General features: G+C 39.1%; 14 protein-coding genes. 4 read left to right on the plus strand and 10 right to left on the minus strand.

Features of this window, described 5'->3' with window-relative positions:
- Positions 1-4: 4 nt before the first annotated feature.
- The gene (locus ASG01_RS15300) at positions 5-634 is read left to right on the plus strand and encodes an HmuY family protein (protein ID WP_055865709.1); all 630 of its coding nucleotides are present in this window, start codon (positions 5-7) and stop codon (positions 632-634) included.
- Between the two features lie 65 nt (positions 635-699).
- Here the strand turns inward: ASG01_RS15300 and ASG01_RS15305 are convergent, their stop codons facing one another.
- The 4 genes from ASG01_RS15305 to ASG01_RS16060 form a co-directional block, all read right to left on the minus strand.
- Complete coding sequence (locus ASG01_RS15305) at positions 700-1,665, minus strand: hypothetical protein (protein WP_055865799.1); 966 nt, start codon at positions 1,663-1,665, stop codon at positions 700-702.
- A 5-nt stretch (positions 1,666-1,670) separates the two neighbouring features.
- Complete coding sequence (locus tag ASG01_RS15310) at positions 1,671-2,846, minus strand: PQQ-dependent sugar dehydrogenase (protein WP_055865711.1); 1,176 nt, start codon at positions 2,844-2,846, stop codon at positions 1,671-1,673.
- 35 nt (positions 2,847-2,881) lie between these two features.
- Complete coding sequence (locus tag ASG01_RS15315) at positions 2,882-3,448, minus strand: ferritin-like domain-containing protein (protein WP_055865714.1); 567 nt, start codon at positions 3,446-3,448, stop codon at positions 2,882-2,884.
- A gap of 209 nt (positions 3,449-3,657) precedes the next feature.
- On the minus strand, positions 3,658-3,822 hold the full coding sequence (locus ASG01_RS16060) for a hypothetical protein (RefSeq protein WP_157844210.1): 165 nt from the start codon (positions 3,820-3,822) through the stop codon (positions 3,658-3,660).
- Between the two features lie 140 nt (positions 3,823-3,962).
- Here ASG01_RS16060 and ASG01_RS15325 point away from each other — a divergent pair, with 140 nt between their 5' ends.
- Positions 3,963-5,177, plus strand: a complete 1,215-nt coding sequence (locus tag ASG01_RS15325) for a serine hydrolase domain-containing protein (RefSeq protein WP_055865719.1) — start codon at positions 3,963-3,965, stop codon at positions 5,175-5,177.
- Here the strand turns inward: ASG01_RS15325 and ASG01_RS15330 are convergent.
- Complete coding sequence (locus tag ASG01_RS15330; protein ID WP_055865722.1) at positions 5,117-5,392, minus strand: hypothetical protein; 276 nt, start codon at positions 5,390-5,392, stop codon at positions 5,117-5,119. The genes ASG01_RS15325 and ASG01_RS15330 overlap by 61 nt on opposite strands.
- 128 nt (positions 5,393-5,520) lie before the next feature.
- Positions 5,521-7,701: an outer membrane beta-barrel family protein gene (locus tag ASG01_RS15335; RefSeq protein ID WP_055865724.1), complete on the minus strand. Its 2,181-nt coding sequence runs from the start codon at positions 7,699-7,701 to the stop codon at positions 5,521-5,523.
- A 263-nt stretch (positions 7,702-7,964) separates the two neighbouring features.
- Between ASG01_RS15335 and ASG01_RS15340 the strand changes: the two genes are divergently transcribed.
- Positions 7,965-10,148, plus strand: a complete 2,184-nt coding sequence (locus tag ASG01_RS15340; RefSeq protein ID WP_055865726.1) for a reprolysin-like metallopeptidase — start codon at positions 7,965-7,967, stop codon at positions 10,146-10,148.
- Positions 10,149-10,864: 716 nt separating this feature from the next.
- On the plus strand, positions 10,865-11,788 hold the full coding sequence (locus ASG01_RS15345; RefSeq protein WP_055865729.1) for an SDR family oxidoreductase: 924 nt from the start codon (positions 10,865-10,867) through the stop codon (positions 11,786-11,788).
- A 162-nt stretch (positions 11,789-11,950) separates the two neighbouring features.
- Here the strand turns inward: ASG01_RS15345 and ASG01_RS15350 are convergent, their stop codons facing one another.
- The 4 genes from ASG01_RS15350 to ASG01_RS16065 form a co-directional block, all read right to left on the minus strand.
- Positions 11,951-13,459 carry a gluconokinase gene (locus ASG01_RS15350; protein WP_055865732.1) on the minus strand — a complete coding sequence of 503 codons (1,509 nt, stop codon included), beginning with the start codon at positions 13,457-13,459 and terminating at the stop codon, positions 11,951-11,953.
- Positions 13,460-14,583: 1,124 nt separating this feature from the next.
- Positions 14,584-15,348, minus strand: a complete 765-nt coding sequence (locus ASG01_RS15355) for a hypothetical protein (protein ID WP_131725395.1) — start codon at positions 15,346-15,348, stop codon at positions 14,584-14,586.
- 181 nt (positions 15,349-15,529) lie between these two features.
- Positions 15,530-16,468 (minus strand): hypothetical protein, encoded by a 939-nt coding sequence (locus tag ASG01_RS15360; protein WP_157844211.1) that lies wholly within the window; start codon positions 16,466-16,468, stop codon positions 15,530-15,532.
- A 710-nt stretch (positions 16,469-17,178) separates the two neighbouring features.
- Positions 17,179-17,340 carry a hypothetical protein gene (locus ASG01_RS16065; RefSeq protein ID WP_157844212.1) on the minus strand — a complete coding sequence of 54 codons (162 nt, stop codon included), beginning with the start codon at positions 17,338-17,340 and terminating at the stop codon, positions 17,179-17,181.

Genomic DNA, 17,340 nt, shown 5'->3' on the forward strand with positions numbered 1-17,340 from the left:
CACTATGACAAAATCAGTATTTTTAAAATCAGCACTGGCACTTTCGGTTGCCGCAACTTTCGTTTCGTGTTCTAATGACGACGAAATGCCGCAAAATCAAAGCACCCTTGAAACTAAAATGACCACCAACCTTTATGCGCCACAAACCGGTGGACAGGGACAGCCGATTGGCGGAGCTTTTACCAAATTCAGCTTCTCACAAAACTCAGCGGTGACGAATGATTCCTGGGATATTGCTTTCCGTGGAACGACAATTATCGTGAACGGCGGCAGTACTATCGGTATTACCGACGAACCTGCGAGAACTGGAAATGCATCCGTAAGCATCGCATCGGGAACATTTAACAGCGTAACGACTATTCCCGCGGCAGCAACTTTCAAACAGGACGGCACCAATTCTTACGCTATTCCGAATGTAAGTGGATCAACCGGCTGGTATACCTACAACAGCGCGACAAACATCATTACGCCTAATACAGGAAAAATATTAGTGGTAAAAACACACGATGGCAAATATGCTAAAATGGAAATTTTAAGCTATTATAAAGATGCTCCGGCGAATCCTGATTCGACGATGCCGACACGATATTTTACTTTCAAATATGTGTATCAGCCCAACGGAACCAATTTTTAATTAGCCAAAACAAAAAAACTTACTGTAACTGCAGTAAGTTTTTTGTTTCAAAGATGTTTTAAAATTTATTTCGGTAGGGGCATCAGCCGCGCGTGCTGTATCACAAACTGCTTTGAAGGCACAGATGTACTGTCGGTAAGTTCTGAGAATTTCGCATTCATCACCCAGATTTTGTCTTTTGCCGCCGTTGCCGTTGAGGGATAAGTAAAACGATCTGCGACCAGCGTTGATGCAGAAAGTTTCGCAGAATTCCAGTTATCCTGAGAAGTCAGTTCGCAGATCTTATCACTGCCACCGTTCTGCACGACTACCAGTTTATCATTTGAGGTCAAAAGAAGTCCGTCGCCGTTCATAAAAAACTGCTCCGCAGCAACTTTCGTCACGTTTTTCGGGTTTTTCAGATCAATTTTATAAATCATTCCTGTACCGCTGCTTACCGTAAGCAGATAACCTGAAGGATGAAAGACGATGCCGTTTAAGCCAATTCCTTCTGTTTTAAATGAAGGATGATCTGCAAAAACAGTGGCGTTCCCATTTGGTGTAATTTTATAAATGACATTTGAAAAACTTTCGGTAACGTAGGCATTCTGCTGATTATCAAAAGTCAGATCATTCGGAAAGTGCAATCCGGAAGTCAGTTTAGAAAGATCAATATCATCGGTTTTTTTACCGGTAATTAAATCTATACCAATAAGTCTCGCCATCTTTTTGCGTGTTTCCGGAGACGTGAATTTGCTGTAATTGGCATCCCCGATGCAGGCAAAAAGCCTTTTTCCGTCGGGATGAATTTTCATACCGTAACTTGATTTAAAACTGGGATCATTTAGGAGTTCGGAATAATTTCCCTGAGGGGAAACTTTTCCTATGCTTCCCAGCCTTGCGGAAGAAACGTAGTATACATCCCGCGAACCATCATATACGATACCTTCAGGATATGCTTCAGGTGCATTAAATTCTATTCTTGCCGTCGGCTGATCGGGCACTGCAGCCGCACATCCAACCAAAGAGATACATAAAATTAGCTGTTTCATCGGTTTCAATTTTGTTTAACGAGATATAAAACGCCGTTGGCATCATCAGAAATGTAGACTTTTCCGTCTGTGGTAATTGCCATTCCGGCAGGTCTTCCGAAGCGTGTACTTCCTTTCAGAAAGCCGGTGAGAAAATCTTCGGAAGCAACCGGTTTACCATTTTCGAAATGTATTTTCTGAACTTTAAATCCTACAGCTTTGCTGCGGTTCCATGAGCCGTGCCAGTTGATCAAAGCATCACCGCTGAAGGCTGTTCCGGCCGGGAAAAACTGAAAAGCAATCGGTGCCATGTGCGCCTGAAACTCCATCACAGAAGGCTCGGTGGTCTGCACCCATTTATCTTTGCTGTCGCCTGCAGGATCTTCCCTGCTCCTGTCTACCTCGCGTTTAGCGTACGCAAAAGGATAGCCGTAGTTTTTTCCGTCTTTGATCTGGTTGAGCTCCTCCGGCGGCCAGTCGTCGCCTTTTGCATCACCACCGTTATCGATTCCCCAAAGCTCATCCGACTGTGGATGCCAGTCAAACCCTATCGTGTTTCGAAGCCCGGAGGCATAGATTCTTCTCTTCCAGGTTTGCGGATCTACCTGCACAATGGTCGCTGCCTCGCGGTCGCTTTCCTTGCAGTCGTTGCATAGTGTTCCAATCGAGATGTACAGTTTGCCATCCGGACCAAAATCCATCGTTCGGTTCGGATGCTGACCTGCACTCGGCATATCATTAAACAGCATTTCCTTGTTGGTTAAAGTTCCGTCTGGATTGATTTTGTACCGGCGCAGTTCGTTATTATTGCACAGATACATCATTCCATCTTTCACAGTAATGCCGTGCACGCCTTTAAACTCAGCAACAACAGTTTTGATTTCTTCAAATTTCGAATCGCCGTCTGTATCTTTCAGCATCAGAACATCACCAGTATCTCGTCTCGTCACATACAAACCGTCTGGCGTATGATAAAGCATTCTAGGTTTTCCTAAACCTGATGCTGCGACAGAAACCAACCAGCCAGCCGGAACTTTCAGCATATTGACCATCTCGGGAAGGAAATCAAGATGCTGCGGGTAATTGGTTGTATGTTTTATCGTAACGATATCTTTTGGCGGCGTTCCGCGCTGAGCCGCGACAGGAGAAAACGCCAGTGCTCCCAACATTGGCAGAGATTTTTTTATCAGTTTAAGATTCATAAATAGCTTTTCTAAGGTTTTACAAAATCTAAAAACTATTTACCCGAATTATCCTCTTCAGCCGCTTCGAAATTAATCGCGTTGTAGGCAGAGTCGGTGAGCAGAGAATCGGCTTCTTTTTCCTCCGCCAAAGTTTCTTCCAGCAAGGCAGCCACCTCATCTTCGCCTAACGTTTTGGCAAATGCCGCGAGTGTTCCGTACGAAGCAATTTCGTAATGTTCTATTTTCTGCGAAGCGGCGATAATACCGGCGTCGCGTACCGGTCCAACTTCCGTTTCCTGCATGATGCTTTCGCCTTCTTTGATAAGACCTTCGATGGCATCACATTTTTTTCCACGGTTATTTTCTCCTAAAATCTCAAAGATTTTTTCAAGCCTATCAACCTGACCTTCGGTAATAACCACATGATTTTCGATGGCTTCAATAAGCTTTGGCTCGCTGGCATTTTTAGCCATTTTCGGGAGCGATTTTACCAATGCTCTTTCTGCATACACAATGTCTTTCAAAGAATCAATAAACAATTCTTCCAGGCCTTCGGCGGCGGAAGATGTGGCGGTCACTTTTCTTCCCTGCTGCGCATTTTTCGCATCTGTCTTTTTCATAATACTATAGATTTTATATGGTTTGTTTTCTGGTAAAACAAATATCATATTATATGAAATTCACTCTTATGATAGCGATCATAGGCACAAAATCAATCTTCTTCTATATTATAAAAGCGATTATTTTAAAGCAAAACAGATTTCATTTCAACAGCAAAAAAGCCGGAAAATTAAATTTCCGGCCTTCTTATTCTGTAAAGATTTTCTTTTTAAAAAGTATCTCTCACATTGATATTTCCTGATGCCCCTTTCGGTAAAAAAACGACTTTTCTTGCAATCGCTTTTGCTTTTTCCAGTGCTTTTAATGCTTTCTGACGCTCGAGCTCTTTTGTGTAGTAAGAAGTAATATTCTCAGATTCCATAGACATTTTCATAATATAATATTTTTGGTGTGTTACTTGTTTAAATCCTTAGCGGAATTAAAATTTTACAATCTAATTCTGTACCGAATTTTCTTAAAAAACGAAAATGAGGTATTAAAAAAAATTAATCTGAGATTTAATCAAAACTTGATATGAAACATAAAATCTGGAAAACCATTTTCGCATTCTCTGCTGCCGGTATTGCAGCCATTGTTCTTTCCGGTTACAGTTATCTATTTAAAGCTTTGAAAATCAATCTTAAAAAAGGAGGACTCACGCCGTCTACCGACGATTCCAGGAAATTTCCTTTTCACATTATTAAAAATGAAAATCCGGAAACTTTTGAAAAACACAAACTTTACAATTCCGTAAGCTTTTCCGGAATTTTATCTGAAGAACTGATAAAAACGCGGGCATCATCCTTCCTTATCCTTGAAAAAGGAAAAATTCTGCACGAACAATACCTGAAAAATCACAGTTCAGATTCTCTGCTCAATTCTTTTTCCATGGCGAAAGGAGTTCTGTCGATACTCGTTGGCTGCGCGATTGATGACCAACTTGTCACTTCAGAAAACCAAAAAGTCTCCGATTTTTTTCCTGATTATGCTCAAAATAAATTCGGGAAACATTTAACGCTGAAACATTTAATGACGATGCAGGGCGGTTTTAAATGGGAAGAAGAATACCGCCATCCTTTTGCCGAAAACTCCAAACAGTATTTTGTAGAAGATCTCGCGAAGCAGGTTTTTGAAACTGAAATGAAAGAAATGCCCGGCCACAAGTACGAATATCAGAGTGTTTCTGCGCAGTTACTCGGTTTAATCATTCAGAAAGCAACGGGGAAATCTCTCGCCGACTATCTTTCAGAGAAAATATGGAAACCTCTGCAGATGGAAAAAGAGGCGCGCTGGAGCACTGACGAAAAAGGAAATGAGAAAGCATTCTGCTGCATTCATGCGACTGCGAGAGACTTTGCGAAAATCGGACAACTTATTCTTCAGAAAGGACACTGGAACGGAAAGCAGATGATCAGTGAAGATTTTGTAGAGAAAATGCTGAGGCCAACCGAGGAAAATTCCGCGTTTGGATACTGCATCTGGGCAGACGATGAAAGCCTGAATAAATACCGGTTTTTCTACGGATTTCTCGGTCAGTTTATCATCATGATTCCGGAGCAGGAGATTGTTATTGTAAAAACCGGACTTTACAACCGATTGGAAGTTGATGAAAAGAAACGTCCGCTGCAGGTAAAAATTCTGGCAGAGGAAGTTTTAAGATCATTAGCAAATCATTCAGAAGAAACGCATCAGATTTCTTTATCAATGCAGGATTTGGCCGCGAAAAATATCGTCTCGGCTTCATCGTAAAACATATTAATGCAGATTTCAAAACCATTGGTCAGGAAAAATGTGACTTTTCCTTCTGTATTGTGCGCCAAAAACGCAATATGTTCAGCGTTGATGATCAATGGTTTTCCCAGAACTTTAGCGCCTTCCAGCGCGTTTGGCCGCTTCAGAGAAACCACAGCAGACGATTTTATGTAAATCAATCCTTCCGAAGTTGCTCTCATTTTACTCTCCATATTTTCACTTAAACCAGATAAATGTACCGCGAACGCATTTTGCCTGCTATGATTTGAATCATACTAAAAACGAAATCCCAAATGCAACGCAGTACATTCGGGATTTGAATCGGTTTTTTAACAAAACTTTATTTTTCTCCGCCGCCGCTTTTCTCCACGTCGGTTTTGGTATTTTCTTTTACTTTCTGGTTTCCGAAACGTTTTACGAAAGACAGAGAAAAGCCGTACCAGTCCCACTTAGACATACTCTGTACAAAACCGGATTGCGTATACGTTGTCGCATTATAATTCGGCCGCTGGAAAATATTGCTGAGCTGAAGACTGAATTCCATCTGCGTTTTCGGGAAAATTTTGGTTGCTGAAATCGTATGGAAAACGTTAGGGCGGTTCGTTGTTGAATTTCCGTTGTTTTGATTCGCCACTTCAACCCAGGCATTCAGATTAATGTTTTTTTCAAAAAGATTGGTGTACGAAAGATTGGCGTTTACACTTAAAAAATTAAGATAATTATTCGCTTTAAGGTTGTTTTTCTGGTTGAAATCGCTGTTGTCTATATAATTGTACGTCATCCCCAGATTGACTGTGAACTGATTGTTTAAAAAAGTCTGGTTGGTATTTGCCGAAACGAAATAGCGGTGACTTTTCCCTCTGAAGTTCGACTCCTGAGAAACGGTGATCTTTTGAGGCAAACCGTCTGATCCTGTTATGGTTTCGGGCAGATAATCCGTCCAGTAATCCTGGTCGCTGTAAAAATACCGCGCGGAGATAAAATACTTTTTATAAAGCCCAAGTTTTAATGAAAACCGATCTGTCGGGTTTGGTTCCAGCAAAAGATTTCCGCGGTTGTAAATACCCTGGCTGCCCGGCACCATAAAGGGATTGAACTCTGCGTAATACGGTCGCCAAAGGCTTTTGTTGTACGTAGCGGTCAGATCATAATTTTTTGAAATGGAATATTTAACCAAAATATTCGGCAAAAATGTTCCGTACGCATCCTGGCGTGATCTTCCTGAAATATCCTGGCGAACGGTAAAATCAATGTATTCATACCGTAAACCCAGTCTCACATCCACTTTATCTAAAAACTTTTTACTGTAATTCGCGTACAGCGCACTGATCTGATCTTCGTAATGAAAAACATCATACGGACTCAAACCGGTAAGTTTATTTCCGTATAACTGATTGGCAACTGCATTGTTGTTGATGTCGATTTTCCCACCCGCTTCAAAGGTGTCACCTGCTTTTCCGACCGGCTGCGTGTAATCAATTTTCAGAAAATAATTCCTGTTGTTTCCGTCGTTGGCAACACCGATTTGATCCAAAGGGGTGGTTCCGTTTTTGAGCACATTCTGTCTGATAAAAAGATCGTCATTTTTCTGCCCAAAATAATTGGAACCGATATTCACATCTAAAATCCGGTTTTTTTCTTTGTCGTAATATTTATAAAAAACATTTGCCCCCAGATTTCTGCTCGACCCGTTAGCATTCTGATCCTGTGTAAAAGCATTATCAAAAACAGAATTTACAGTTGTCGATCCTACAGCTTCAGATTCTGTACTGCTTTTGCTCTGAAAATATTCCAGCACAATTCCTACGGTATTTTTTGAGTTCAGTTCATATTCTGATGTTGATGAAACTGAAGGATTTCTCCACCGCGATGTTGACCGGGAATTTATTTCGCGAACCGACTGATCTTCGTAAAAATTATAAATATTTGAATTTCTGTTGACACTGTAATTATCTCCGTAACTCGCTCCGAAAGTCTGGGTAAAATTTTTCTTATGATAATTGAGATTGATGTTGGAATACTGAGAATTTTTCGTGTTCTGGCGGTTGTTTAACGTCAAACTTCCTTTCATTCCTTCGTCTTCGCGCTTCTTCAACACGATATTTACGACCGCTCCGGACGCTTCGTATCTTGCCGAAGGGCTGGTAATCACCTCCACTTTCAAAAGATTATCCGCCGGAATGGTTTTCAAATATTCTTTCAGCTCTTTACCTGTGAACACTGATTTCCGGTCGTTGATATACACCGTTACCGATTCGCCTTCAGCACGTACCGCGTCGTTGTTATCAATACTCAAAAGCGGTGTCATTCGCAGGATATCCCAGGTTGTATTACCGGCCACGATGGCGCTGTTGGCCACATTAAAAACGGTACGGTCAGCTTTAGATTCTACGGTGGCCTTTTTATAAGTCATTTTCACCGCTTCGATGGCCTGTTCCTTCGCGGGTACCGTGTCTTTTACGGTTTGGGCAGAGATGCAGATGCCCGTCAAAAGTGCGATGGGAATAAGAAGAGTTTTCATGGATCGTTTAGTTTCAGTTACCGATAAGACAACGCAACAGCCGGTTCTGTTACACTGTTCTGATATTAAATTTCATTAAAACTCAACTAAAAGTGATAACTGTCTTGTTATCAGAGACAAAATTTCTGACAATTTTAAAATTTAAATTTCATTAAAAAACAGTCACTGATTTAAAAAATATTTAAATAAAACACCCATATTACACGGTAATCAAAGTATCTTTACCGTACCTACTTATCATTCCTAACATAAATTTACAAAAGATGAAAAGAAAGCTATTTTCTGCATTGGCCTTATCGCTGGCACTGTCTGGCTATGCCCAACAAAATCTATGGTCTTCAGCCCCAAAAAACATCCGTGAAAATCTGAAACCACGCTGGACAAAACCCAATGAGTTTGCCCTTTACAGTCTTGATGTTTCAAAACTGAAAAATGAGCTGAAAAATGCGCCGATGAGACTTTCCGGCAATGAAAGTCTGACGGTAAAATTCCCTGCTGCTGACGGTTCTTTTAAAGAATATATTGTGCAGGAAGCGCCCATCATGGAGGAAGGGCTGCAAAATCAGTTTCCGGATATCCGCTCGTATGTTGGCTGGCAAAAGAGCCATCCTGAAAACAGCATCCGATTCAGCATCACGCCTGAAACCGGTATCAATATTATGTATTTTGATGGCTGGGAAATCAGTTATCTCGATCCTTACACGCAGGATCATTCGACTTATATTTTTTACAAGAGAAAAGATTTACCAAAGAACGACCGTTTATTTGAATGCCATGTTGAAGACGCGATTGACGCTGCGTCGAAAAATGAATCGGGGAAAGCAGCTCTGGTTACTGACGGTTTTTTAAGAAAGTACCGTCTTGCTTTGGCAGCAACCGGTGAATACACGACTTTTCACGGAGGCGTAAACGGTGCGATGAATGCGATGAATGTTACGATGACCCGTGTGAACGGTGTTTATGAAAAAACAATCTCTTCGACTATGATGCTGATCGCGAATAACAGTCAGCTGATCTATACCAATGCAGCGACCGACCCTTATACCAATGACGATGGAGGTGCTATGCTTACAGAAAACATCAACACGATAAATTCTGTAATAGGTTCTGCAAATTACGACATCGGTCACGTTTTCAGTACAGGCGGTGGCGGTGTCGCCTATTTAGGTTCGATCTGCACCACAAGTAAGGCGGGCGGTGTTACAGGTTCCGGAGCTCCCATCGGTGATCCTTTTGATATCGATTACGTCGCACATGAAATCGGACATCAGTTTGGAGGAAACCATACATTCAGAGCCAATACCGGTTCGTGTCAGGGAAATGCAAACAGCGCGACGGCTTTCGAGCCGGGAAGCGGCTCAACCATTATGGCTTACGCGGGAATCTGCGGCTCGAGCAATAATGTTCAGAGTAACAGCGATGCTTATTTTCATGCAGTTAATGTGGCTGAAATGTACACTGTAATTACCAGACCCACAGACTGCTCCGTAAAAACAGCAAATAATAATCTGGTACCCACTGCAAATGCAGGAGCCGATTATATTATACCAAAAGGAACTGCTTTTGTGCTGACAGGAGTCGGTACCGATCCCAATAACGACCCGCTTACCTATCTTTGGGAACAGTACAACAGCCAAAGCAATACGCAGCCGCCTGTAAGCACAGCGACGGTTGGCCCGGTGTACCGATCCAGAACGCCTACCAGTTCACCCATGAGATATTTCCCAAGACTTGCTTCTGTCGTGGCAAATAATCTGACTACACAGTGGGAAATCACACCTTCGGTGGCCCGTACGCTTAATTTTTCTCTGGTTGTCAATGACAATAAAGCAACGGGAAATCAGGCTGCAAATGATGCAATGGTGGTTACTGTAACCAATGACGGACCTTTTGCCGTAACGGCACCCAACGGAACCGTACCTTACAGCGCTGCAAATCCTGTAACGGTTACCTGGAATGTTGCCGGAACCAACACCGGAACGATTAACACACAGAATGTCACGATTTTATTATCGAAAGATGCAGGTTTAACATTTACCACCGTCTTAGCGGCGAGTGTACCCAATAACGGTTCTGCTGTTGTTAATTTACCCAATGAAAATATTGCCACCGCAAGAATTATGGTGAAATCGGTTGGTAATATCTACTATGCGCTTAATCCGAATTTCTTCAGTGTCACCAGCTTCCTGGCGACCGCTGAATCTGCGCAAACTGCTTTTTCTATTTACCCGAATCCAGCGAAAGAGGTGGTGAATATTAAGATGAGAAAGCCGTCAGATTCCGGAAGTTATATGATGTACGATATGTCGGGAAAACTGGTAACATCAGGAATTATAAAAGGCGATACAAAAATTTCCACAGAAGGATTTACCACCGGAAATTATGTTTTGACTGTTACAATTGAAAACGGCGAAACGCATACTCTGAAACTGATCATTCAGAAGTAATATTTTATAGATATTCAAATAAAAACCTGCTCGATTCAGTGCAGGTTTTTTTGTGCACTTACTTCAGCGGCTATGCTAAACATCTATATATTTAAAAAAAATAATAGCCGTTAATCGATATTCGTATCTATGATTCAGGTTTTTTAAAGTATATCAAAATATTGCAGAAATCATAAAGAAATCAAGATTATACTATCAGTTCTATACTGAATAACTTTCCTTCGAAAACAGACCGTTTGAGGACTTTTCACATACCACATTGATACACTATAGTGGGAGTATCTATGCTTTATCTATACACTATCTATACACCATCTCTACTTAACACCTCTCTGAGCACTGTCAGAAAGCGATTTCGGCAATAAACTGATTCGATATTCATCTTAAATCGGTCCTTTTGCAGATTAATGCTTGGTATCTTAACGGTATTAAATAAATATTCATAAAGCATCTATTCTGTGAATTTTTCAATTAAATTTTAGTCAGATCAGATCTGAAGTATGCGTTCATTATTATCATTTACAATATGATCGTTATACATTCAAACTTTTCTGTTGAATACATTTCTTTTATTTCCAACATCCAGTTATTGATCAGCCCTCCAAATTGTACCTCAATTTCACAAAAAATGTCGCGCTGGTATTATAGTTGCGATTATATCTGTTCAATTTGCTAAAGACCGACACCAAATTTTTACACCATAAAAAATTATTATTATGAACGAACAGTTTAATTCACAGGAAGGAAAAAGGCCGCAGGCAAAACCTACAGATCCGCGATCGAAATATCCGAAACCGCCATTTGAAAAACAGTACCAGCCGTTTCCGGGTCTGGCATCGAAAATGAATCCGGTACCGGATCACGGCGAGGAAAGTTATGTAGGTTCCGGCAGGCTGATGGGAAGAAAAGCGCTGATTACGGGAGGTGATTCCGGGATTGGACGTGCGGCGGCGATTGCGTATGCGAGAGAAGGCGCTGATGTGGCCATTAATTATCTGCCGGATGAAGAACCGGATGCTAAAGAAGTGATCGAACTGATCGAAAAGGCAGGAAGAAAAGCGGTAGGTATCCCTGGCGATCTGCGTGAAGAATCGTTCTGCAAAGAACTTGTTGAAAAAGCCGTTGCCGAACTGGGTGGACTTGATATTCTGATCAATAACGCCGGTCACCAGAAAACCCACGAATCGATTCTCGATATCAGTACCGAAGAATTTGACCGCGTAATGAAAACCAATATTTACGCGCCTTTCTGGCTGATCAAAGCAGCGCTTCCCCATCTGGAGCCAGGCGCTTCAATTATCGGACTTTCTTCAGAGCAGGCGTATGATCCTTCAGAAGATTTATACGATTATGCAATGACAAAAGCAGCAACCACCAGCTATGTTAAGTCTCTGGCAAAACAGCTTGGCCCTAAGGGAATCCGCGTAAACGGTGTGGCACCGGGACCTGTCTGGACTGCCTTGGAAGTCAGTGGTGGACAGACGATGGAGAAACTCGAAAAATTCGGGGAGAAAACCGTATTCGGAAGACCCGGACAACCGGCAGAACTCGCCTCCATTTTCGTGCAGCTTGCCGCAGAAGACGCCAGCTTCGCGACCGGACAGATCTACGCCTCCTCCGGCGGAAACGGACAGCCTTAAAATAAAAATCCTCCGAAATTTTCGGAGGATTTTTTGTTATGTGGACCTATTCTACAATATTTTTATTTTGCAAAGAACTTCAAATGCCTTCATTTCAATCAATAACTGATCATACCTATCTTTTATTCTTTGATCAATATCAGCTAACGCTGTCTTTTACCACTAAAATACATCTTTTAGCTTCTGATAAAGTCTCCGAAACTTATCAAAATTTCTCAAATAGACCGCATGATTTTCCCTACTTGGCCTATACACCAGTTCAGCAGTGTCTATTCCATTCGTTACTTGCTTTTCGGTGACTTGCTTCTTCAAGTCAATTCCCAATGCTTCCATCCCTATCAGTGCCGCTCCCCATGCAGAGCTTTCCACTGTATTTTTAATGATAACAGGCTTGTCAAAAATATCTGCCAGCATCTGAACCAGGTTCTGAGAATTTGCAAGACCGCCACTTGCATATATTGTGTGGATGGGGCCTGTGTTTTCTTCCAAGGCAATTCCCACGCTATAAATTGCGAACAGCATTCCCTCCATCATTGCACGTGCAAAGTGTGCTTTGGTGTGATTCAGCTGTATGCCAAAATACACGCCTTTCGCACTGGCATTCCAGTACGGCGCCCGTTCACCCGTTAAGTAAGGCAGAAAAATTAAGCCTTCTGATCCCGGACTGACTGAATCTATCATTTCATTTAATAAGGCTGTTGCCTCATGATCCTGTAATTTGTCGCCCGATCCGCATAAAAAGTTATCCCGAAACCAATTCCGCAAAATCCCACCATTATTTACCGCGCCTCCGATTATATATTCATCCGGTCTCAGGAGATAGCTGAATAAACGTTGCTTCTGCTCTGGGTTTGGCCGAGGACTGGTTACCCGTATCGCGCCGCTGGTGCCAATGGTTACAGATGCTACGCCCGGTTCCACAGCGCCCACTCCCAGATTGGCGAGACATCCATCGCTGCCGCCAATCACAAATAAGGAACCTTCGGGGATGTTCATACAAGCTGCAATGTCCGGGTCCATCAATTTTAACATATGATCAACCGGTACCGGCTTCGATAACTGCTCAGCAGAGATTCCTGCTACATTCAGTGCTAAGGCAGACCATTCCAGTTTGTGTATATCGAACAGTCCGGTAGCCGATGCAATGGAATGGTCAATTACATACTCACCAAACAGGCGGTAAAATAAAAGTTCTTTAATACCAATAAATTTATGGGACCGATCAAACACTTCTTTATCATTCTGCCGCATCCATATTAATTTGCAAAGTACAGACATGGGGTGAATGGGTGTTCCGGTCCGCTGATATAAATGTCGTCCATTATCGCTGTCCTTTAATTCATCCGCAATACTTTCACTTCTGCGATCGGCCCAAATGATACAATTGGTGAGTGGGTTCCCCATTGCGTCTACCGCTATTAACCCATGCATGGCACTGCTCACCGAAATACAAAGAGGCTGTATTGTCCTGTCAACTTTCCTTAATTCGGTCATCACCTGCGCCACGGAAGCGATACACGCGCTGTAAATGACTTCGGGATCCTGTTCGTAATGCCCTTCTAAAGGATTCAGTATAGGGTACGATATACTGTGTGCTGCCAAAACATTCCCTGTTGGGTCAAAAGCCACAGCTTTTGTGGATGAAGTTCCTATGTCTAATCCTATGATCATCGGTATGATTGTTTTTGGTATTTATTATTAACAATAATAATGCAGAGAAAATCGTCAGATTTAAAAAATGCTTCAGTACATAAGTATCGTATTAATCAATTCTAAAATAAATGTAAGGTCTATTAAATGTATACGCTTGTTTTTGGATGGTAAACGGAAAAACCAGAACTTCTATCGGTAAATTTTACAGATCTACAGCCAAAGCCAATACACTAGGCATTGAAGAAAGTTCTACAGAAAGCCGAAAGTAATTTTAGAGGATTTCTTTCCTAAAGAGAGCTGAAATTTCAATTGTGAAACACTATCCAATTCGGCATCACCTATTAAGTTTACGAGCAACAAAGTTATCAACTAAAAAATTAATTATTTTCATCAAAACCCTTTTGAAGTGAGATATGTTATCGGTGCAGATCATTTTGATGAATAACATATATTGGAAAATATTTTGTGTTTAGAATGTTTTATGTTTGAGATGACTGACCACACAAAAGAATTTGTGAGGCAGCTGGGATTGCAGTAGTAATTATCTGATAAATTTTGCAAACAGAACTCACCTTCTAATTGTATAATAATAGCTAAAGATTATTGACATAAATGAAAAAAATATATAGCCCACTAAACTCATTACCTCTACTGATTATTGAACATAAAATTTAAAAATAGAATCATATTTCGCAATCAATTAACTTCTTCTTCAAAAATAACTAATACTGAAAATCAAATATTTACAATTAAGTGGTACAAATACGATACTGATTTGTAAGTTATAATTGCGAATATATATGTTGAATATCAAATCTTAAATGATGCACAAACTAACAATTCCTACTTACATTATTAATAACCAAAATTTTACAAAACTTTGATTTTTTAAGATTGGAGACCCATCACTGTAGGATTATATACAGTTTCGACGGAATTGATTATTGATGGTTGTTTATGCGAATAAATGCGTAAAAAAATGATATAGCGTTAAGATGCTATACCATTTTTTTCAGAATCTCATCATAGCAAATACCTATAGATAAGGGTTTCCAGATTTCTCACAGTAAAAATAAGCAGAAAGCTCAAACTTTCAATTTTGTAATTAACCAACAGTTCGCCAGCCCCTTCATATCCGCACATTAGTAATCCGGTTGATTTCCGTATTCTTGAAGCTTTATATGTGGAAGATTCCCTACCTTATATTTTTTTGATTTTATTTGATTTATTACACCTTCTCTACTAATTCCAAAAAGATTAGAGATATAATGAAAATGTGGTTGGCCGTCTTCCCAATTTTCTTTTCCACCAATACTATCATACGTTATAAAAAAGCAGTGCCATTCATCTCCCTTTTCAATAAATTTTGCGATTTTCACAGATCTTTGTTCTAGCGCCATTTTAAGTTCTCCATCTGTCAATTCTGTTCCACCCAGTTTTGTGATTTTTCCATCTTCATTTTTCATATATGCTAATGGTAATTTTTTTCCTTCAATTGATGTTGTTTGAAATTCAGAAGAGTATTGACTTAGTGTATATCCTTGATTACCTGCAAAAAATAAAAATGCCATGAGAATGTCCGGAGTTAGAACCATTCCATTTAAAATTTTTATTTGTTCTTTTTTTCTAGTTGTTTGTAGTAAGTCTTTTAATGCTTCTGGAATTATAATATTGTCAAAACTGGAAATATATTCCTTACACGTCTCAGAAGTTGCTAATAAAGCTTTTTTACCTTCTTCAGTCGGTTTTTTTCTACCAGTCGCTTCCTCAGGAAAGGTAAGCATTATTCCTTTCATCAAGCATGCCTCATAGTAATGTTGTTGGGGGTGAACATTTTCAAAATCCTCACCTCCAAATACTATCAATGTTTCACCTGTTTTTTTATTTATTATTTCTTGTATTCTCATTTTTATAAACTTGTAGCTAACAATAGGTTTACGCATCGTGTCAATCTGATTTACAAAACTTTCAGTAAATCCATTTATATTACTTATAAGAAATTTATTTTGATCGTTTTTTGAGATTCACTTATATAGGATTTACGTTTTTTTTGCTAATCGCCAACTATACATTTTTTATCAGTTATTATTAATGTTCAAACTTTATAAACTGTTTTATTCCAAAATAATGAAATAATATATCCTCAATAACTAATAGTTTGTCTAGTAGACCTAATTTGTCTTTCAGTAACTTAATATTTGTGTCATTGTCGATAATTGATACCCTATTTATTGAAGCTTCCAATATATTATCAAATTCTTTTGAATGAATTTCAAGTTCAAAAAAACCAGGTAGTAAATTAAAAATACTTTCAACTTGAGAATTTATTTCATTATAACGCTTTTCTTGTTTGAAAATATTTTGTATAAAATAGTAAACTGTTTCGGATTTAGAATCATCTAAATTCAATGCCTCGCTATGAAAACCAACTTTGGATTGTCTACAATAAGAATAATGATGACTAGTCTCATCGTCCGTAACTTCAGCGTGTGGAGGTATTGTAATAGCATTTTTAAAAAGTAAAACATTACGGAAATTGTGATGTCTTCTCAAATGACTATCAAAAATATCTATGTCGTTATAATATACTGGTATATATTCATAAGCATAATTTTTCATTTTAGTTAAATCAGCTTTTTTAAAAAATAGCGGTGCTACGTATACAGCCTTTGCTACCTGCGAAAGTCTGAACATAGCATTGTGCTGTCCAAAATTGTCCTTTTTCTTTAATAAGTCAAAGGCGAAAAAACCTTTGTCAACTGGCAAACTGATATGCGCTCTGTCCGTAAGCAACTTTCCTGAAAAATTTGGTGTATAAAAGTCAGACCGCTTAAATTGAATGTAAAAAGGAACGATAGTAGTTAATACCCCGTCATAACCTAATTCGTATTCTTCAGATTGTGAAATTCTACTTATTTCAATATACTTGTCTTGATAATAGAAAGTTCTATTTAATCCAGTTTCAAAAGCGGAAATAAAATCATCTTCAATAAAGTCTGGAATTACTTTCTCTCCTTGTCTCTTCAATATGCTCATAGTTTGTTTGTCGATTTACAATTAGGTATAATTAGTTTATGTATCGTTTTATAAGAATGTAAATTTTACTCAACAGTAAAAATGGAAGCTTTTTATTTCTGCAAAATCAAAATTTAGAATTACTACTCAGAGACCAGTTTTAGATTCTATCTTTATTGATATTTGATTAATAAATTTTTCATCCATTGTTTCTTGATTTTATGTTACTAATTTCTTTTTTTACAATTTGCAGCCCATATATTGTAAGTATGATAGGATTTAGTACCGTCGTGTAACTGCGCTCGACTTTAAGTAGAACCATTAAAAATATTACAAATATTGAAATGACTAACAGAAAAATTATTGTAAATGCTAATCTTATTTCAGAATTATTTTTTGATTCCCCTGAATGAAGACTAAAATAGTAAACTAGAGAGTATGCAAGGCAAGTTGCTGTGATCGTACACAGTCCAGCAATTAATAAGTAACTTAAATTTAAAGATTCACCTAAAAATAAATAACAAGAAATAATTTGTAGGAAAATAGAAACAAAGAATAAAATAGGGATATTTATATTTTTCATCGTTTTCTGAGACTTAATTTATATAGAATTAAAGTTTAAATTAATTTTAGGTAATTATATATTTCTTTACACTAGTTCTTTAAAAGAAAAGAGGGCTAAAATTAATTAGTCCTCTTTATTTATGTGTTATAATATCTATTTAAATAATGTCAGTATTAACATTTAACCTTTTGGAAATCTCTTTTGCTTCCCTAAGTTTTTTAGGGAATAAAACACGACCTTTTAGTTTACTAGAAATTAATGATAATAATGTAGATTCTGTAATTAATACCGTTTGTTCCCTTTTTTTATTTGTTCTCAT

The sequence above is a fragment of the Chryseobacterium sp. Leaf180 genome (assembly GCF_001424585.1).
In the GTDB taxonomy this organism is placed as follows: domain Bacteria; phylum Bacteroidota; class Bacteroidia; order Flavobacteriales; family Weeksellaceae; genus Chryseobacterium.